19 protein-coding genes, 7 tRNA genes and 2 pseudogenes are annotated in these 19,320 nt (G+C 39.1%); 1 reads left to right on the top strand and 27 read right to left on the bottom strand.

All coding sequences use genetic code 11. The annotated features are described in order from the left end of the window. Window positions 1-151: 151 nt before the first annotated feature. From rplL to QT76_RS04480, 13 genes are all read right to left on the bottom strand, one after another. Window positions 152-529: a 50S ribosomal protein L7/L12 gene (rplL, locus tag QT76_RS04540; protein WP_001018228.1), complete on the bottom strand. Its 378-nt coding sequence runs from the start codon at window positions 527-529 to the stop codon at window positions 152-154. 43 nt (window positions 530-572) lie between these two features. Next, a complete protein-coding gene (rplJ, locus tag QT76_RS04535; RefSeq protein WP_033616764.1) occupies window positions 573-1,067 on the bottom strand; it encodes a 50S ribosomal protein L10 in 495 nt (164 codons plus the stop codon). Window positions 1,068-1,177: 110 nt separating this feature from the next. After that, on the bottom strand, window positions 1,178-1,882 hold the full coding sequence (rplA, locus tag QT76_RS04530) for a 50S ribosomal protein L1 (protein WP_001085838.1): 705 nt from the start codon (window positions 1,880-1,882) through the stop codon (window positions 1,178-1,180). Window positions 1,883-1,926: 44 nt separating this feature from the next. Next, on the bottom strand, window positions 1,927-2,352 hold the full coding sequence (gene rplK / locus QT76_RS04525; RefSeq protein WP_001085997.1) for a 50S ribosomal protein L11: 426 nt from the start codon (window positions 2,350-2,352) through the stop codon (window positions 1,927-1,929). A 17-nt stretch (window positions 2,353-2,369) separates the two neighbouring features. After that, on the bottom strand, window positions 2,370-2,897 hold the full coding sequence (nusG, locus tag QT76_RS04520; protein ID WP_000384125.1) for a transcription termination/antitermination protein NusG: 528 nt from the start codon (window positions 2,895-2,897) through the stop codon (window positions 2,370-2,372). Between the two features lie 30 nt (window positions 2,898-2,927). Beyond that, on the bottom strand, window positions 2,928-3,107 hold the full coding sequence (gene secE, locus QT76_RS04515) for a preprotein translocase subunit SecE (RefSeq protein ID WP_000362130.1): 180 nt from the start codon (window positions 3,105-3,107) through the stop codon (window positions 2,928-2,930). A gap of 140 nt (window positions 3,108-3,247) precedes the next feature. Next, window positions 3,248-3,323, bottom strand: a tRNA-Trp gene (locus QT76_RS04510). Between the two features lie 39 nt (window positions 3,324-3,362). After that, a complete protein-coding gene (gene rpmG, locus QT76_RS04505) occupies window positions 3,363-3,521 on the bottom strand; it encodes a 50S ribosomal protein L33 (RefSeq protein ID WP_000865159.1) in 159 nt (52 codons plus the stop codon). A 55-nt stretch (window positions 3,522-3,576) separates the two neighbouring features. Then, a complete protein-coding gene (gene tuf / locus QT76_RS04500) occupies window positions 3,577-4,776 on the bottom strand; it encodes an elongation factor Tu (RefSeq protein ID WP_001040574.1) in 1,200 nt (399 codons plus the stop codon). A 127-nt stretch (window positions 4,777-4,903) separates the two neighbouring features. Beyond that, window positions 4,904-4,978, bottom strand: a tRNA-Thr gene (locus QT76_RS04495). A 29-nt stretch (window positions 4,979-5,007) separates the two neighbouring features. Further along, window positions 5,008-5,084 (bottom strand) — tRNA-Gly (locus tag QT76_RS04490). A gap of 16 nt (window positions 5,085-5,100) precedes the next feature. Beyond that, a tRNA-Tyr gene (locus tag QT76_RS04485) sits at window positions 5,101-5,185 on the bottom strand. 27 nt (window positions 5,186-5,212) lie between these two features. After that, window positions 5,213-5,288: transfer RNA gene (locus tag QT76_RS04480), tRNA-Thr, on the bottom strand. A gap of 185 nt (window positions 5,289-5,473) precedes the next feature. Between QT76_RS04480 and QT76_RS04475 the strand changes: the two genes are divergently transcribed. After that, window positions 5,474-7,210 (top strand): ABC transporter ATP-binding protein/permease, encoded by a 1,737-nt coding sequence (locus tag QT76_RS04475; protein WP_033616763.1) that lies wholly within the window; start codon window positions 5,474-5,476, stop codon window positions 7,208-7,210. An 8-nt stretch (window positions 7,211-7,218) separates the two neighbouring features. On the opposite strand, the gene QT76_RS04470 is transcribed toward QT76_RS04475, so the two are convergent. The 14 genes and pseudogenes from QT76_RS04470 to QT76_RS04400 form a co-directional block, all read right to left on the bottom strand. After that, entirely contained in the window at window positions 7,219-7,887 is a 669-nt protein-coding gene (locus QT76_RS04470) for an HAD family hydrolase (protein WP_033616762.1), read from the bottom strand. A gap of 198 nt (window positions 7,888-8,085) precedes the next feature. Continuing rightward, window positions 8,086-9,075 carry a DNA adenine methylase gene (locus tag QT76_RS04465; RefSeq protein WP_033616761.1) on the bottom strand — a complete coding sequence of 330 codons (990 nt, stop codon included), beginning with the start codon at window positions 9,073-9,075 and terminating at the stop codon, window positions 8,086-8,088. An 8-nt stretch (window positions 9,076-9,083) separates the two neighbouring features. Further along, a pseudogene (locus tag QT76_RS04460) lies at window positions 9,084-9,743 on the bottom strand (HNH endonuclease). 84 nt (window positions 9,744-9,827) lie between these two features. Beyond that, window positions 9,828-10,343, bottom strand: a complete 516-nt coding sequence (cysE, locus tag QT76_RS04455; protein WP_033616760.1) for a serine O-acetyltransferase — start codon at window positions 10,341-10,343, stop codon at window positions 9,828-9,830. 313 nt (window positions 10,344-10,656) lie between these two features. Then, window positions 10,657-10,743 (bottom strand) — tRNA-Leu (locus QT76_RS04450). Window positions 10,744-10,799: 56 nt separating this feature from the next. After that, a tRNA-Leu gene (locus tag QT76_RS04445) sits at window positions 10,800-10,886 on the bottom strand. Window positions 10,887-10,958: 72 nt separating this feature from the next. Next, complete coding sequence (locus tag QT76_RS04440; protein WP_000669967.1) at window positions 10,959-11,276, bottom strand: F0F1 ATP synthase subunit C; 318 nt, start codon at window positions 11,274-11,276, stop codon at window positions 10,959-10,961. A gap of 145 nt (window positions 11,277-11,421) precedes the next feature. Further along, entirely contained in the window at window positions 11,422-13,488 is a 2,067-nt protein-coding gene (locus QT76_RS04435) for a polyribonucleotide nucleotidyltransferase (protein ID WP_033616759.1), read from the bottom strand. A 2-nt stretch (window positions 13,489-13,490) separates the two neighbouring features. Next, window positions 13,491-14,195, bottom strand: coding sequence for a phosphoribosyltransferase (locus QT76_RS04430; protein WP_001879751.1), 705 nt, complete (start codon window positions 14,193-14,195; stop codon window positions 13,491-13,493). 13 nt (window positions 14,196-14,208) lie between these two features. Beyond that, on the bottom strand, window positions 14,209-16,470 hold the full coding sequence (locus QT76_RS04425) for an LPS-assembly protein LptD (RefSeq protein ID WP_033616758.1): 2,262 nt from the start codon (window positions 16,468-16,470) through the stop codon (window positions 14,209-14,211). Between the two features lie 2 nt (window positions 16,471-16,472). Further along, a complete protein-coding gene (locus QT76_RS04420) occupies window positions 16,473-16,952 on the bottom strand; it encodes an RDD family protein (protein WP_033616756.1) in 480 nt (159 codons plus the stop codon). Window positions 16,953-17,001: 49 nt separating this feature from the next. Then, window positions 17,002-18,276: a phosphoribosylamine--glycine ligase gene (gene purD / locus QT76_RS04415; RefSeq protein WP_000654424.1), complete on the bottom strand. Its 1,275-nt coding sequence runs from the start codon at window positions 18,274-18,276 to the stop codon at window positions 17,002-17,004. Window positions 18,277-18,658: 382 nt separating this feature from the next. Next, window positions 18,659-19,003 carry a hypothetical protein gene (locus tag QT76_RS08390; protein ID WP_033616755.1) on the bottom strand — a complete coding sequence of 115 codons (345 nt, stop codon included), beginning with the start codon at window positions 19,001-19,003 and terminating at the stop codon, window positions 18,659-18,661. 1 nt (window position 19,004) lies between these two features. Then, window positions 19,005-19,320 (bottom strand): annotated as a pseudogene (locus QT76_RS04400) (hypothetical protein); the annotation flags it as partial.

Below are 19,320 nucleotides of genomic sequence, written 5' to 3'. Positions count from 1 at the left end.
TAAACTTTAGAACCATCCATGATAAAAATACCAAACCCACCTGCAATACTAACCACTTTAGGCCACACGCTCACAAACAAAATCATGGAGCAAAATCATCTGCCACACTAGAGCAGAGAAAGGCACAAAAGGCCTTTCTATTGTTTAAGTCTTACTTGACTTCAACCTTAGCGCCTACTTCTTCAAGTTTCTTCTTGATGGTTTCAGCTTCTTCTTTATTCACGCCCTCTTTAAGCACATGAGGGGTTTTTTCGGTAGCGTCTTTAGCTTCTTTTAGGCCAAGCCCGGTGATTTCACGAACCACTTTAATCACCTTGATTTTTTCAGCACCGCTATCGGCCAAAATCACATTAAATTCGGTTTTTTCTTCACTCTCAGCCGCTGCACCGCCAGCTACAGCCGCACCCGCTACGACCGTTGGAGTCGCGCTCACGCCAAATTTTTCCTCAAACATTTTAACCAATTCAGAAAGCTCTAAAACGCTCAATGAACCAATATACTCTAACACTTCTTCTTTTGAAATTGCCATAATCCAATCCTTCAAATTTTTTTTAAATTAAGCCGTAAGGCTCTTAGTTTTCTTCTTTCGCTTTACGCAAATTGTCTAAACCGGTCACAAAATAGCGTGCTGGAGCCGTCCAAACAGAAAGCAACATTCCCATAAGCTCTTCTTTGCTCGGGAGTTTTGAAACCGCTTCCACATGAGCTACGCTAACGCTTTCTTTATCAAACAAGCCCGCTTTCAACACAAAGTGATCTTTATGCTCTTTTTGGAAATCAAACACGAGTTTAGAGAGAGCGATTTGATCATCGCCCCACAAAAACACATTGGTTTCTTTCAAATCCAAATCAGTGCAACCCGCTTCTTTCATGGCAATATGAGCAAGCGTGTTTTTAATCACTTGCACTTTAATGCCTTGAATGCGAGCCTTATTCCTTAAAGCTTCCAACTTTTTCACGCTAAGACCCTTGTAATCGCAAATCAAAAGGGCTTTGGCATCTACAAATTGCGACTTTAAGTTAGCGACTAGCTCTACTTTATGCTGCCTTTGATGTTGTTTTTGCATCTTTTCCTCCTTTCTAGACTAGACCTCTGCAAGATTATCTTTTTAAAAAAGAAATTTTAAGCTTTTTAGCTCTTACGATCTTCAGCCTAAGATTAAAAACTCCCCTAACGCTATTTAATATCCATCAATTCTTGTGCGTCCAAATTCACTGAAGGCGACATGGTGAGCGAAAGAGCGGCGTTTCTAATATACTTGCCTTTTGCGCTACTGGGTTTTAGGCGGTTGATCGTTTTAACCAACTCAAGCATGTTTTCTTTGATTTTTTCTTCAGGAAAACTCGCTTTGCCAATAGGGGCATGAACATTGCCCTTTTTATCCACCCTGAAATTCACTTGACCGCTTTTAGCGTTACTGACCGCTTTAGCAATATCCATCGTAACGGTTCCGGTTTTAGGGTTTGGCATCAAACCTTTAGGGCCTAAAATCCTACCCACTTTACCGACAACCGCCATCATATCAGGCGTTGCGATCACCATGTCAAAATCAATGCGGCCATTTTTGATTTCTTCAGCCAAATCGTCTCCGCCAACGACATCAGCCCCAGCGTTTTTGGCTTCATCTTGTTTAATGTCTTTTGCAAAAACGGCCACCCTCACTTTTTTCCCTGTTCCATGAGGAAGCACCACCGCACCGCGCACCATTTGGTCCGCATGCCTTGGATCAACCCCTAGTCTTAACGCTACTTCCACGGTTTCATCAAATTTGGCTGAAGCGAGAGATTTAACCACCTCTACGCCTTGCTCTACGCCATACGCTTTATCGTTTTGAATTTTAGAAAAAAGTTTTTCCAATCTTTTAAATACTTTTTTTGCCACGATTCTAATCCTTAAAAATTTCTTTCAATTCCAACAAAACCCAATCAATCCACAACTTCTACGCCCATGCTCCTAGCGCTGCCCATAACGATTTTTTTGGCCGCTTCCATGGTGCTTGTATTTAAATCTTCCATTTTCAATTGCGCGATCTCTTCCACTTGCTTGTGGGTGAGCTTTGCGATCTTATTTTTGAGCGGGTTGTCAGAACCTTTTTCAACCCCAGAAGCTTTTTTGATCAAATCCGTTACCGGAGGCTTTTTAGTGATAAAAGTGAAACTCTTATCTTGATAAACCGTGATAATGACCGGGATATTAAAACTCCCCATGTCTTTAGTTCTCTCATTAAAAGCCTTACAAAATTCCATGATATTAACCCCTCTTTGACCCAACGCTGGCCCTACGGGAGGTGAAGGGTTTGCCTTACCGGCAGGGATTTGAAGTTTGATTTCTCCGACTACTTTTTTAGCCATGTTGTCTCCTTAAAAAGTTATATAATTTTTTCCACTTGCGAATGCAAAATCTCTATTGGAGTGTTCCTACCAAAAATAGAAACATTGAGCTTGAGTTTGCGGTGTTCCACATCATACTCTTCCACCGTAGCGGTAAAGTTTGCAAAAGGGCCTTCCACCACGCGCACCACTTCGCCTTGCTCAAAAAAGATTTTGGGCTTGGGGGCTGCCCGGTTATTCATTTTTTCTAAAATATGCCCAATATCCGCTTCACTCAATGGGGTTGGCTTTTTGTTTTCTCCAATAAAACGGCTCACTCTTGGCAAAGATTGTATCTTATGCCACAAAACCGTATCTAAATCCACCTTAATAAACACATATCCAGGATAAAGGCTTCGTTCCGTTACCTTTGTCTTGCTTTTTTTAGAAACCTCTATAATATCTTCAGTAGGTACAATGATCTCTTGTATCCTATCTCTTATATCATGGTCATTCGCTAAATTCTCAATCGCTTTCTTAACGGACTGCTCGCTCCCTGAATAAGTTTGTATGGCATACCAATCCATTATCATTCTCCTTAATTTAAAGCCACCAACCTATAAAACACTAGAGACAAAAGCCCCTAGAGAAAAATCCAACAAAGCTAAAAATAGCGTGATAGCACTCACCACCACTAAAACAGAAACAAGCGCGTTGCGTATCTGCTCTTTAATGGGAAATATCACTTTAGAAAGCTCTTCTCTAGCCAATCTGTATTGCATGAGCCATTTATCCATAGTCTCTTGTTGCCCTCACTTAAACTTAATACATTTAATTAAAAGAATTTTCAATTTTATCCAAAATAGCTTAAACTAAAATTAAAAAACTTAAAAAACAACCCAATTGAAACAAAAATTTGATAGAATAAATTAGTAGATGGCAGGCCAGGAGGGACTCGAACCCCCAACAACCGGTTTTGGAGACCGACGCTCTACCATTGGAGCTACTGACCTAACCTCCCCTCCCTTTAAATTGCAACGCAAAAGAAAGAGCTAACTCTTCAATTTGATTTCTTTATGAAGAGTGTGCTTATTTTCCCTTGGGCAGAACTTTTTAAGCTCCAGTTTTTCAGTGTTAGTCTTGGCGTTCTTAGTGGTGCTGTAATTGATGTCTTCACAATCAGAACACTTCAACCCTATTTTAACTTTCATGATAACCCTTTATTAGCGACCTTTATGGTAACTTTTTACTTCCATATGAGTAAGATTATTCAATAATATTGCTCACAACACCAGCACCAACGGTCCTACCGCCTTCACGAATCGCAAATTTGGTTCCTAACTCTAACGCAACAGGGCTAATCAACTCCACGGTGATTTTCACATTATCGCCAGGCATAACCATCTCCACGCCTTCAGGAAGAGTGATAGAGCCAGTCACATCAGTCGTGCGCACATAGAACTGTGGGCGATAGTTGGTAAAGAATGGTGTGTGTCTCCCGCCTTCTTCTTTAGAAAGAACATAAATTTCCCCTTCAAATTTCTTGTGCGGAGTGATAGAACCTGGTTTGCACAGAACCATACCGCGTTCTACTTCTTCTTTTTTAGTTCCTCTCAAAAGCACGCCCACATTATCGCCGGCTTCACCTTTTTCCAACTCTTTCCTAAACATTTCTACACCGGTTACAGTCGTTTTTTGTGTAGGTCTGATACCAACGATTTCCACTTCATCGCCTACTTTCACCACGCCTCTTTCAATCCTGCCTGTAACCACAGTCCCTCTACCCGCAATAGAGAACACATCTTCAACCGGCATCAAGAAAGTTTTTTCAGTGTCTCTTTCTGGAGTAGGGATATAGGCATCCACTTCAGCCATGAGCTTAAGCACTTTTTCACCCCATTCACCCACATTGCCAGCCTTCGCTTCTTCTAAAGCTCTTAAAGCCGAACCCGCTATAATAGGAGTGTCATCACCAGGGAATTCATACGCACTCAACAATTCGCGCACTTCCATTTCTACAAGCTCTAACAATTCTTGGTCATCTACCATGTCTTGTTTGTTTAAGAAAACAACAATGTGAGGCACGCCTACTTGACGAGACAATAAGATATGCTCTCTGGTTTGAGGCATAGGGCCATCAGCTGCAGAAACAACCAAAATCGCTCCGTCCATTTGCGCCGCACCGGTGATCATGTTTTTTACATAGTCAGCGTGTCCTGGGCAATCCACATGTGCGTAGTGTCTGTTTTCAGTCTCATATTCAATGTGAGAAGTAGCGATAGTGATCCCTCTTTCTTTTTCTTCAGGGGCGTTATCAATATTATCATAGTCTTTCATTTCTGCAAGACCTTTCAAAGAAAGCACCGCTGAAATCGCTGCACTCAAAGTCGTTTTACCATGGTCTACATGCCCAATGGTTCCAATATTAACATGCGGCTTAGTTCTGTTAAACTTTTCTTTTGCCATTTGTATTTCTCCTTAATTTTATTGAAATGGATTTTAGAATTATACTAAACAAAATCCTAAGTATTCCTAAATGCTACCACAAAATTTAAGACATTTTTGTCTTATCGCCATTCAAGAGATTATAAACTGGAGCCTATAAGCGGAATTGAACCGCCGACCTCTTCCTTACCAAGGAAGTGCTCTGCCTCTGAGCTATATAGGCGTCTCAAAACTAAAATGTTATCCTAAAAATGGAGCGGGAAACGGGACTCGAACCCGCGACCCTCAGCTTGGAAGGCTGATGCTCTAGCCAACTGAGCTATTCCCGCATCTAAAAAAACAAAATGGTGGTGAGACGTGGATTCGAACCACGGAAGACATAGTCAGCAGATTTACAGTCTGCCCTCGTTGGCCACTTGAGTATCTCACCAAAAACTTTACAAAATAACATTTTAACTGGAGCTGGCTAAGGGACTTGAACCCCCGACCTGCTGCTTACAAGGCAGCTGCTCTACCAACTGAGCTAAGCCAGCAACTAAAATAATCAAAGACTTGGGATTATAGCAGTTTTATACTTGACTTGTCAAGAAATGATGACAGAAAGCTAAATTATTCGTATGGCACAGAGCATGGTTAAAATTAGCTATAATCTAGCTCAATTTGGCTTAACACAGCTCAAAGCTCATTACATATAAAAGAATTTATGGACACTTAAATTATGGCGAAAAAAAAACATAAAATTTCTACTTTAAAATACTTTTTGCGTTCTTTAAAGCAAATCTACATGCTCATCACTTTCAAGGAAAAAATGGTTTTTTTCTTGCTTGTGCTGATGGCGGTTTTTTCTTCTTTTGTGGAAGTGATGTCCCTAACCCTCTTAATGCCTTTTATCACTCTCGCTTCCGATCCTAGCAGGGCTTTAGACGATAAAGATTGGAAAATGGTCTATGATTTTTTCCATTTTTCATCTCCCGTTCGCCTTATGTATTTCTTTAGTTTTTGCTTAGTAGGGATTTATTTGTTCAGGATGTTTTATGGGGTGTCTTTCACTTATTTGAAAGGGCGTTTTTCCAATAAGAAAGCTTATCAAATCAAGCAACAACTTTTTTTACAGCACATTAAAAGCAACTACCTCTCCCACCTTAACCACAACTTGGATTCTTTAAGAGATATTATCAATAATAAAGCGGATGGCATGTTTATGAGCTTTAACGCTTTTTTGAATCTACTCACTGAATTAACCGTGATCGTTTTTTTCTATTCCACGCTATTAATCACTAACTGGAAGTTAACGCTTATATTCACTCTAATCATCTCTATACAAATTTTTATCATCACTAAAAAAATCACCGTTCTTATTCAAAAAAAGGGCGAGATAGCGGCAAAATCTAGGGCGCAAACGCTTAAAGTTTTTTCCAAATTTTTCAGCAATTTCAAAATCACTAAACTCAAAGACAACCACGAAGAAGCCCACAAGCTTTTTGGAGAAAATAGCCGTAAAGCCCATGACACCGAGATTATTTATTCTACTTTGCAAGTAGTCCCCAGGTATTCATTAGAAACGGTGGGCTTTAGCTTGTTGATTTTAGCGGTCGCTTACATTTTATTCAAATACGGCGAAGCTAAAATGGTGCTCCCTACCATTTCTATGTATGCTCTAGCGCTTTATCGCACGCTCCCTTCTGTTACTGGCGTTTTGAATCAATACAATGAAATCGCTTACAACCAGCTTGCGACTAACATTGTTTTTAAAAGCCTTACTAAAACCATCGTTGAAGAGGATTTAGTCCCTTTAGACTTTAATAAAAAAATCACTCTCCAAAACATCTCATTCGCTTATAAGTCAAAACACCCGGTTTTAAAGAATTTTAATCTCACCATTCAAAAAGGTCAAAAAGTCGCTCTCATAGGCCATAGCGGGTGCGGAAAATCCACGCTGGCGGATATTATTATGGGGCTTACCTACCCTAAAAGTGGGGAAATTTTTATTGATAACACCCTTTTAACCAACGAAAACAGGCGCTCATGGCGTAAAAAAATAGGCTATATCCCCCAAAATATTTACCTTTTTGATGGCACTGTGGTGGATAATATCGCTTTTGGAAGCGCCATAGATGAAAAACGCTTGATTAAGGCGTGCAAAATGGCTCATATTTATGATTTTTTATGCGAGCATGAGGGCCTTAAAACCCAAGTGGGCGAAGGGGGCGCTAAGCTTAGCGGCGGTCAAAAACAGCGCATAGGCATCGCGAGAGCCTTATACGATAACCCTGAAATTTTGGTTTTAGATGAAGCCACTTCAGCCCTAGACAATGAAACCGAGAGTAAAATCATGGATGAAATCTATCAAATCGCTAAAAATAAAACCCTAATCGTTATCGCCCACCGCTTAAGCACGATTGAACGCTGTGAAGTCATCATTGACATGAGCCAACACAAAGACAATCTCGGCTAAAGCTGGCTTTACTCTTGTTTGAAGTTTTGCAAATCAAACCCCTTAAAGCTCTCCAAATACTTCCCTTGATAGCCATCTTGCCCCACTAAATTTTTCAAAACCTTGCTGTTGTAACCCAAAAACGCCACTTCATTAGCCTGAGCGCTTTCATGATCATTGACGCTATCGCCTATCATTAGCATGCGGCTTGGGTTATAGGCATATTTTTGAATGATATTAGCGATGATCTTGGGTTTATTAGGCGGACTCCCTTCAACGCTCCTAAAATACTTAGTAATCCCTAAAAACTCGCACAACACTTGCAATTCGCTATGCAAGGCCGCTGAAGCGATATGGAAAATGTAATTTTGATAATGCTTATCAATAAACGCCATCACTTCGCTATTCAAATGCTCCCTATCAAAAAGCTTTTGTTCTATAATAGCGCCAAACTCTAGGGCTAATGCATCCACTTCTTCTTGAGCGATAGGGGTTTTTAAAATCTCGTTATAAAAATATTGGATTTTTTCATTCCTTGAAATCCCCCCACTTTGATAATGATAAACTTCAAATTGTTTCAAACTCTCTTTACTATCGTTGCCATGCTTTTGAAACAACGCTTTAAACCCTTCATTTTTTAAATGCATGCTGTCAAAAATCACGCCATCAAAATCCCATAGAACCACTTCAAGCGCCATGATTTCCCCTTTTTTATAGGCTTATTTGGTTTCATTTTACCTTATTCAAGCGGTATTTAAGCGATTATTTTTATCATTATTGGAGTATCTTGGATTGGTTTTAATCAAATACCGCCCGCTAAAGCCTTATTTAAAACTCTAACGCTCTTTAGACTTTTAACTTAAAGCTCTTTTTTAAAGGTTGGGTTGTTTTGACTCTTATTTGATAAGAACATGCAAACATTCTTTGGTGTGTGCGGCTTTATGGACGCGTTTGTTATCCGCTTTAAAACGCATGTAAGTTGTGGTAGTTAAGGAGTAAGCGCCGTATTTTTTTAAGATATTTTTAATCTCTGTCTCGCTCATAAGCCCTTCATTGTTATAGCTTAAAAAGATATATTTGAATCGCGCTTTTTTGATTAAATTTTCAAAAGCGTTTAAGATTTGAGAACGAGAGCAAAAAGAGGATTTCTGGTAACTGGGCAAGCCGGTTTTGCCTTTTGGAGCAAAGGGCGTATAAGCAGCAATCGTGTTCAATAAATGGTAATTCGCCCCGTATTGTCTCGCATTGTAAGGAGGGTCTAAATACAAAATATCCCCTGAAATCTTTCCAATCAAATCATTAGAATCCTGCTGATACACTTCATTAGCGTTTAAACTCACATCAAAATGAGCGCCTTTTAAGATGAGTTCTTTTTGAGCGCTTTTTTTAAGGCGTTTTAAAAAAGCCCCATAAACTGAAGCGGTGTTAGCCACCTTGTCCGCGCTCTCTAATAACGATGCGAGCAAAAAATAATACGCGCAATTATCAATGTTTTGAGAAAGTTTAAGCTCTTCAATTTTTAAACGCACCGCATCAATTTTTTGAGCGTTTGTTTCGCTAAAATACTGCCTTGAACTCCCCCCTAAAGAATAATGCGAATAAATAAAGCCTTTTTTTAAAGCAACGCTATTAAGCCTATCAATAAGCTCTTCTTTATTGGGGATTTCTTGAATGTTGCCGATATAATTTTGATTCAAAACAAAGCTATAATATTCCAAATCATTAGAAATAACCTTATTAACGGCTTTTTTAAACGCACGCCCCACAATGCCCGTCCCAGCGAACAGATCACAAAAAATCGCGCCAGAGAGATTATTACCTGCAACCGCATGGATATTTTCCTTAATAAAGGGAATGAGCTTGTATTTAGAGCCGATGTAGTTCATTGCAACCGCTATAAAGTAGTTTTTTGATGGTATCCATTTTGATACCCTTCATTGTATATCCTATCATTACAAGTTTTCCTGTATTGTATGGGGTCATATTGATAGCAACCCACACAGCCGTCATATTCAGCCTCCCCTTCATAAAAAGGATAATGATTGCCAGGAATTTTTGTTGCGTCAAATCTATAGCCAGTCTCTTTGCATTCTTTACAAATCTGGCGTTTCTTATCATTACAAGCTTTGCATAAAGCCTGAAAATCATCAAAAGCTTGTGTGCTTAAATCAGAAACTCTTGAATCATCCTTGCGGCCGTCTTTATGATCCACTTCTATTTGAGTGTTTTCAGAGTTGCCACGCACACCACACATCGTGCAACATTGTTGCTTATAGTGGTTTTTAATGTCTTGACAGATACTTTGGTTAAAAACACATTCGGTATTGTAGCCATTCAAGCGTATTCTATCAATAAAATTCCCTAGAGTTTGCCCTTTATCAAACTCCAAATTAAATTCTTTAGCTAAAGATGAGTTATTCCTACCAACTCCCCCCATTACCTAGCTGTAATCCTTGGTATTTTCCTACAAATTCTCTAACGCTTACCCAACGACTCACCCTGTTTTATCAGGTTGTGCGAGTTCCAAAAATAACTCTTTTTTACTTTTATTCATCTTTAAAATTCTCTCTATAAAAAATTCTAATCAATTTACCTCAAAATAACCCGCATGGTGCAAACTCCAACCGCTTATTTAAAATTAACGATCTTTTGTGATGGTTTTGGCTTTAGCGCCTACAGCCGTAGAACCCGTGGGTAAATCTGAAAGCACCACCGCATTAGCCCCAATCCTCACATCATCGCCCACGCAAATCGCACCCAAGACCTTAGCCCCTGCCCCCACTACCACTCGGTTGCCTAAAGTAGGGTGGCGCTTGCCCTTGAACTTGCCCGTGCCCCCTAGGGTTACGCCATGATAAATAGTAACATCATCCCCAATCTCTGTGGTCTCGCCAATCACCACACCCATGCCATGATCAATAAAAAGCCCCCTCCCAATCTTAGCGCCCGGGTGGATTTCTATCCCAGTGATAAAACGCGCCAACTGAGAAAACGCGCGTGCAATAAAATAAAACCCTTTCTTGTGCAACGCATGCGCTAGGCGGTAACAAAGCAGTGCATGAATGCCCGGATAAAGCAAGAGCACCTCCCACTTATTCCTAGCTGCCGGGTCTTCTTGCAAGACACGCTCCAGGCTATAAGACAAATCCAGCATGATAGAGTCTCCGGTTAAAATATATTTGGATCAACATGACTTAAGCAGATTTTTCTCATCCATTCTAATAAAATTTGATGCAAATTTTTCTTGCCATTATACCCAAACTCACACTCCTTTTAATGGAGTAAAATCAATAGAGTAAAACGCTCTCTTTTTTAATTTTTTTAAATTCTCTTAACAATCCTTTAAAAAAGGCTTAAAAAACCCACTAATCCACATTGATTTGGCATTTATTTGGGATAAAACTATTTTAAACGAAAAAATTTTAAACGAAAAAGATAAAAAGCAGATTGAAAAAAATTACTAGTAGTGGTGCCGAAGGTCGGACTCGAACCGACACGGGATTGCTCCCACCAGATTTTGAGTCTAGCGTGTCTACCAATTCCACCACTTCGGCACATCATATAGAGCAAAGAGTGAGATTATACCCACTTATTCCTTAAAAAAACTTAATGGTGCACTGGGCGAGACTCGAACTCGCACGAGATTGCTCCCACCACCCCCTCAAGATGGCGTGTCTACCAATTCCACCACCAGTGCTAAAAATTTAAAATAAACGAATATTATAGCTAAATCATGCTTTTTAAGCAATGATTTAGCCCAACAAAACCCTTAACTTAAGAATGGGTTACTATAAATAGCGATAATAGCAAACACTAGAGTATAAATCACTTGCGCTTCAATCATCGCCATGGCTACGAACATGGTGGTGAGCAATTTACCGCCCACTCCTGGGTTTCTCGCTGTGCCTGTAATGGTCGCTGCGGCCGCATTCCCCATGCCGATCGCCCCACCAAAAGCGGCAATCCCTAAACCGATCATTGCCCCTAAGATAGAATAAGATTTAATCATATCCATCCCACCCATTCCACCATCATGAGCGAAAGCAACGCCCACTAAAGCCAGAAAAAATAACGCTAAAAATTTCATTTTCGCACTCCGTTTCAAAAATTGGGCTTGATTTTCATTTCGAATCGTTCCTCTACTTTCAAAAATACAAGCAAGGATTTATTTTAATACAAACTAGCTTAAAAACGCTTTTAAAAAACGCTTTTAAAAAACGCTTTTTAAAATTTTAAGCCAAATCCAAGGCGATTTTACCCTTATTGAAACTAATCACCCTACACCTAATACTATCGCCTTCTTTTAAAACCACTTGACACCTCTCCATGTTTTGTTTTCTTAACAAGCCTTCGCCTCCCTTAGGCAAGCTTAAAAACGCCCCAAAATCCACGATTCGTTTCACTTGAGCTTCTAGCACCTCATCAATAGCGTATTGCTCCAATTCTTGATCTAAAGAATGCAAGTAGTTTAAAATAAATTCCTTAGTTTTAAAAACGCGCTCTTTATTCCCCATGATTTTCACTTCACCGCTTGGTTTATTCAAATCAATTTTAACCTCAAACTTTTCCACTATCTCTTTAATCACACGCCCCCCTTGACCGATAATTTCTACAATTTTATCTGGCACGACATTAAAAATTTCAGTCGTGGGCAAATGGGAAAAATTGATCACGATCTTTTCTTTCGCTTCATGCATGATTTTTAAAATGTGTTTGCGTGCTCTTTTGGCTTGGAGTAAAGCTTGGTATAAAACCTCTAATTGGATACCGCTCATTTTGGTATCCATTTGCATAGCCGTAATGCCTTCTACATTCCCGGCAATCTTAAAATCCATATCGCCTTCGGCGTCTTCTAAACCGCTAATATCGCTTAAAATGGCGTGATCTTGCCCTTCGCTCACCATGCCCATAGCCACCCCAGCGACTAAATCGTAAATTTCCACACCGCTTGCATAAAGGGCTAAAGACCCTGCACACACGCTCGCCATTGAGCTTGAACCATTGCTTTCTAAAATCTCAGAAACCAATCGTATCACCTGCTCTTTATTTTTAATACTCGTTTCTAAGGCTCTTTTAGCCAAATTCCCATGCCCTAATTCGCGCCTTGAAGTCGCGCCAATAGAGCTCGCTTCGCCCACGCAAAAAGGAGGGAAATTATAATGGAACATGAAGCGCTCTTTGATAGGGGCTTTATGCTCCAAACTCTCATGGGTTTGAGCGTCATTATCCGTGCCTAAAACCCCTACCACTAAGCTTTGAGTTTGCCCCCTAGTGAATAAAATGGAGCTATGCGCCATAGGGAGCAAATCGCTCTCTATCAAAATGGGCCGCACTTCTTCTAACGCGCGCTTATCCGGGCGGATTTTATCTTGAATAATCATGCGCCTTATCTCAGTTTTTTTCACTTTTTCTAAAGACAATTCAATCTCTTCTAAACTGAATTCTGAGTGGGCTTCGCTGATTTTTTTAGCAATTTCATTGAAAACATTTTCTCGCTCGCTCAAAGCAGAACTTTCAATGCCTTTAATGATTTCATCAAAATACTGATTTTTCAATAAATCTAACAGCCTTTCATTAAAAATTATTCCTTGACTTTCTTTGAAAAGCAGCTCGTTTTGGTGAGGTGTGAAAACCTCTTCATAAAGCGTGCAAGTTTCTTTCAAACTTTTTTGAGCAAATTCTAAAGCTTTTAGCATTAAAGGCTCTTCTAAAGCGTTTAATTTTTGCCCCAAAGAGCGCATTTCTATCATGTTCAAACTCTCTTTCGTTCCAGACACGAACAAATCCAAACTGGATTGATTCAAAAGGCTTGTGTTAGGGTTGATGAGAAATTCGTTATCCACCCTAGCGATCCTGCAAGCGCTCACGCTTTTAATGGGAGCGATATGGGCCAAAAAGAGAGCGGCTGAAGCAGCGTTTAAAGCAGAAACTTGCAAGTCATTTTCAATATCATGGCTTAAAACCATTAAAGTGATTTGGGTAGGGTAGCGGTAGTCTTTAGGGAATAAAGGGCGTAAAGTCCTGTCTATGAGCCTAGAAGTTAAGATTTCAAAATCTTGCGCTCTGCCTTCTCTTTTAACAAAACCGCCCGGGATCTTTCCGGCTGCATAAGATTTTTCTAAAAACTGCACCACTAAAGGCAGAAAATCTTCACTCACAGGCTCTCTTTCTATGCACACGCTCGCTAAAATGATGGTTTTCCCTAAGCGATATAAAAGAGAGCTAGTGGCTTGTTTGGCCACTTGTTTGAGAGCGAATTCTTCGGTTTTGTTACTGGAATTGATGGTGATAAAATCCATATTTAATGTTCCTTTTTTAAATTAGGCGCGTTGTTAGCGCCCAAGTATTTTTCAATTTCTTCATTGCTTAATCGCTTGAGTTCTTTATAATGATGCTCCACAGAGACAAAACATTCAGGGCGGTACACGCTAATCACCCCATCGCACAAACTTTCTAAGCCTTGAGCGACATTTTGCGCGAGAATGGGGGTTAAAATATAAATGTCTTGGCATTCTTTTTTCAAGCAAGTTTGCACGCCTAACCCTGCTCTAAACCCGGTTTCAATCCCCCTATCTACGATAAAAATATTTTTATCTTTTAAGCTTTTGATCGCATTGCCTTTGCGATACTGATAAATGTGAGACAAAATGTCTTCTTCATAAGCTCGCTTGGCTTCCCCATAAACATAGTCTAAAGTGATGTCAAAGGAATTAATCAAGCTTTCATGCATCACTATATCCATGCTTTCACTCACTAAAGCGATCTCGCATTTTGAGTTTAAAGGGGCTAGGATAGGTTCTAAAAAAAGTATATCATAAGTCGCTCCAAATTTTTGCGCTAAAGCGTGAGCTAAATACAGAGCGTTAAAACTCAAAGCGAGCATGATGGAATCTTTTAAATCAATGTGGCGCGTGTGGATTTCATTAATCAATTTGTTTAAAGCGTCTTCTTCATTAATAAAACGCATGCCCTCTATATCGGTGATATGGCTAAAGTCCGTATTCAAATCTATTCCTTTTTTACTTACGCTGTAAAGAGCGGTAAGTTACATTGGTTTTAGTGATCGGTGAAAAGTCTAATTCTAGCTTAACATAGTTATTTTCAAACACTCTTATAGGTTGGTTGGGATCGCCAGTAAGGATAGGGCGTCGTTGGTTGACGAATTGAAAGCCAATCCCAAAACAACGGATTTTTTTATAAATCCCCACATTCCAATTTAAAACCACATTGTTTCTAATATCATAACCCACATCCGCGCTCATGGAAAAATAGCCAAAGTCGTTGCTAAAACCCGCCTTTAAATAATCCGCAGGATTTTCTACAATGCTATTAATCCCACTGCTAAAATTGTTTCTTAAAAAATAAGAGAGGTTAAAGCTTAAAAACTTGCGTTGGTAATTGGCGTTCACAGAGATTTCTTCTAAGCGGTTTTGATAAAACGAATAAAAGACATTCCCAAAGATATTCAATCCTGTTAAGGGCGAAAACCCGATCTTGCTCTCTAATGGCATTCTAAAGGGCGAAACTTTATCGTCAAGATTGATGAGTTGCGATATTTTAAAATACAACAATTCTTGCCCTCTTAAGCCATAAAGGTATTGCGTTAGGGTTAAATCCACCGTCTTATTGCTCGCATTGATAGGTAAAATACTGCTAGGATTCCACACCGAGTCATACAAACGCCCTTGATAATCATAATCTCTCAATAAAGGCGAAGTGTAGCTGTTTAGAGCTTGCGCGCTTAAAGCATACATGTTTTGAGAAAACAAGCCGTTTTTAAAGGTGTAATAAGGGATGTTGAAAATCGCTTCTAGTTGGATCGTGTGGAAAAGCTTGTTGTATTCTCTGGCTAAATCCGTATTGACATACATGGAAAAATTTGAAGACACAAAGTTCCCAAATTCCCTTGATTCATTAGGGATCGTAGGCACGAAAGAATTTTTAGATTGCATTAAAGCCACATTAGATAGTTGGAGATCGTTCCAAAGCCCTAAAGATAAATACTTTTTAAACAAAGAAAATTGCAAGCCCACCGGCACATTCAAAGCGTTTTGCACATAGCCATAGCCGATCTCTCTTGCGGTGTTTCTAAACTGATAATCCACCGAATACAACAAATTTTTAAAATACAAAGAATTTAAATATTTATGGTATTGCAAATTAGGGACAGATTGGAAAGTGCGGTTATTGTTGATTTTATTCAGGTTTAAAAAATACTTGATATTCAAGCCGTAATAATTGTTTTCTGTTTGCAAATAGTAATTCGCCCTAGACATGTGCGTGGCGTCTGTGATGCGCTTATTGACCTTTTCAAAACGCACATAGTCCAAATCGTTCATGTATAAAAAGTCAATGTAATGCCCGTTGTCAATATTAGACTTAAGATGGAAGTATTTTTGTAAAGTGTCCCTGCTAGAGCTTAAAAATTCAAACCCGTAGATATTTTGATTCCTCAAATCATAGCGTTTGACGTATTGGGTGTAATTCCTAAAATAGCGCGTATTGAATAAAAACCTGTCGTCTTTAGAGTTGATGTAGCGCGCTTCAAAATTCAAGCCAAAACCCCTTTTATAGCGGATTTGTGGGGTAAAGGTCATATCCCATGAGTTTTTGGGGGCTAAATAAAAGGGTTGCAAATAAATAAAGCCGTCTAAATTGGAAGTGCCAAACTCAGGGTATAAAAACCCGGTGGTGCGCTTGTTGCTCGTGGACATGAAAATATAAGGCAAATACAATACAGGAATATCGCCGATATAGATCTTAGGATTCCACATTGACAAATGCGATTTTTGCATGTTGAATGAGCCTGAAGTCGCATTGACATGCCAAATGGGGTTATCAATGCTGCACCCTGAAGCGCTCATGTTTTTAACCTTATATTTTTGATCCTTCCCGCTAGCAATATCCGCGCTCACCCAAATCCCGCTCACGCTGTCTTGGACATAAAAGGGGAAAATGATTTCATATTTTTCATTCAAGCTCAATTTCACATAATCGGTTTTAACGAGCAAACCCTCGCCCCTATAAACCTTGATATTCCCCTCTAATAACGCTTCTTTGGTTTTAGTGTCATAACGCACCTTATCCGCTAGAATATACACATCATAATTCAATAGAATCGCATTCCCTGAGGCGGTTATCACATTGTCTTTAGCGCTCACTTTATCCGCAAGGATTTCAAAAATCTTATGGTTTTGTTTGTCAAATCGTTGCATAGCGATTTCTTTAGCGTCTAATGCGCCCAACAAAAAAAAGACCGCCAAATACAACCAATAAATCATGATTAAAACAACACCAAAAGACTTTTGCTTTTTTCTTCATGCCACGCCCTATGATAGGGGTTTTTAAACGCAACAAGCCATAAAAAGGGGCATAGAAAAACCACGATCTTTAACCCTAAACGCTTCAATAAAATAGCCCTACTGGGGCAATCTGCCAAATAAATATCAATAATTTTAATCCTAAAAACCAATTTAGCCAAACTCATCTTGCACAAACACACAAAAAAGATTTCATAAACGCCATACAAGACGATAAAACCCATCGCAACAAACGCGCCATGATAAATGGGGTTAGTCAGCCAATATAAAGAATGCAAGAAATCGCACGCGCCTAAAAGATCGCTCAATAAAAACGCTACCAACAAACCATCAATTAAAAACGCTAAGATGCGCCAATACAAGGGGCATAAACGCATTTTTTCACGCATAAGGAGTGTTTCTATGATTTCAGTTTCTTCTTTTTCTAAATTTGGAGAGCGCATTCAAAAACAAACAAGACAAACCCCCTTCATTTGTCTTAAACTTTAACCTTTAAGAATATTCTTTCAAATCTAACACCTTAAAACCAATATCCTTGCGATAAAACATGCCTTCAAAATGCACCTTTTGAGCGATCTCGTAAGCATGGTTTCTGGCTTCTAATAAGGATTTTCCCCTACCAATGGCAAAGATCACCCTCCCCCCACTGCTTTCAAACACGCCATTATCCTGCTCCACCTCCCCTAAAATCAAATGACCCTTTTTTTCATCAACCGGATCAATATAAAGGGTTTGCTTGGGCGAAGAGCTAGTGGGGTAATTCCTAGAAACAAGCGCGACACTCATCACAAATTCTTTAGAAAACACCAATTCAAGAGAATGCAATTCCCCTTTGGCTGTGGCTAAAAACAAATCTAATAGCGGATTTTCTACAAGGGGTAAAATCGTCTGGCATTCAATGTCTTTAAAACGCACGCTAAAATCCAATAAATACGGCTCTAAAACGCCCTTTTCTTCTATGATTACAATTTCAGCGAGTAAAACCCCTTTAAAAGGCGTGTTGTCAGCTTGAAGTTTCTCTAAAGTGGGTTTAAAAATATGATTTTTTATCTTCTCTTCTAATTCATTAGAGAAAAAGTTTGCAGGAGCGATGGCCCCCATACCTCCTGTATTGACCCCGTTATCCCCCTCTAATAAGCGTTTGTAGTTTTGGCAAAAGGGCAACAAGATAAAATCATCATTGGCTATGAGCGCTGTAACTGAAAGCTCAAACCCCTCTAAAAAAGGCTCTATGATCACAGGCTCATTGCTTTGTTTGAAAGCGTCTTCAAGGATTTTTAACGCTTCTTCTTGATGATGGACAATGCTTGTGTTTTTATTCAACGCTTTAATGACTAAGGGGAAGGAAGCGTTTTGAATGTAATTGAGGGCCTCTTTTAAGTCGTTTGTTTCAAAGTAAGACGCGCTTTTGATACCGCACTCTTTAACAAAAGCTTTCATGTAGCTTTTGGAAGCCTCTAATTTCGCCGCTTCTTTAGAAGCCCCAAACACTAAAATACCCGCTTTTTCTAGCATCTCTGTAAGCCCTAAAATCAAAGGCTCTTCTTCTGAAATGATAGCTAAATGGATCTGTTTTTTCAGGGCCAATTCCACGATATGCTCGTAATGTTCGCATTCCAGATTCTCGCCTAAATCTTGAGTGCCACCATTACCCAAACAAAAATACAAAGCATTCACTCGCTCATCTTGCTGAAGCCTTTGAGCCAAAGCATACTCTCGCCCCTTATTCCCCACAATTAAAACATTATAGTTATTGTTATCTTTCATGTCTTCCCTAAAATGTGGTTGTTTTTCAACCCAGATGACCGCTACTTTTACATGCGCATAAGTTCAACAAACCTACACTATTAAGGCTAGGAGGATCTTCTTAGGGGCAGATTTAAAAAATGCCATCACACAAAAACCACTACCTTAGCCTAACTTATTTTTTCAACGAACTTGCCATCAATAAGAAACACGAATCATCCAGGCGATGTTTACAATTATACTTAAATTTTAAAGAAATTCCATGCAAAACTATACAGCATAAAAAACACAATCAAAAGATAGAAAACGAGAGAAGTTATAGTCGTGGGTATGGGCGGTAAGGTTTCAATTGCGTTCGAATTTCTAATTTTTTGCTCTTAATCTTTTAGAAAAAATTCAAATTCTAAGGATCTATCTTTTCGTTAGGGTTATTGGAGCGATTGGTTTTATCGCATTTAAATGAAAAATTTTTGCCGTCAAACGCTCTAAGGACAAGACCTGATTGTTTGCACAATTCCAATGCTTTGTTAAGCTTTTGATTTCTTATCTCTTCCAATTGTTTAATATTCGTATCAAGATAGGCTTCATAGGTTTCTTCTGTCATTATAATTACTCCAAATGTTAAAATCATATAGCCTTTATCTTGATGATAGGCTTTAAGCCTAACAAAGATCACTAAAGCATAAACACCTAAAAGCGCCAATAACCAAAGAGTTATTTTGCTTGTTATGTATAATGCTTTTTTCACTTCAATGCCTAAACATAGGATTATCAAAATAATCAAACATTTTAGTATTGTTTTGTGGCTGTGTATTTTGATGATTGGAGTTAAGAATGTTGTTTGTAGGGTTTTCTAAGGGCTTTTTTGTAGCCGGTTCATCGCATTCAAACGAAAAATTGGTGTTATCAAATTTTTTAAGAACACGATTTTGTTGTTTGCAAAATTCTAAAAACTTTTGAAAATTCTCTTGAGATTTTTTCTTGCTCTTCTTTTTGCCTACGCTGTTCTTTAAGTATTTTTCTCTTAAAAGTTCTGTATGCCATCTTGAGATTTCAGTATCTCTT

Source organism: Helicobacter pylori SA37A (genome assembly GCF_000476015.1).
In the GTDB taxonomy this organism is placed as follows: Bacteria; Campylobacterota; Campylobacteria; order Campylobacterales; family Helicobacteraceae; genus Helicobacter; species Helicobacter pylori_DB.
The sequence above is the reverse complement of the archived record's forward strand: the minus strand, read 5'-3'. Positions and strand labels throughout refer to the sequence as shown.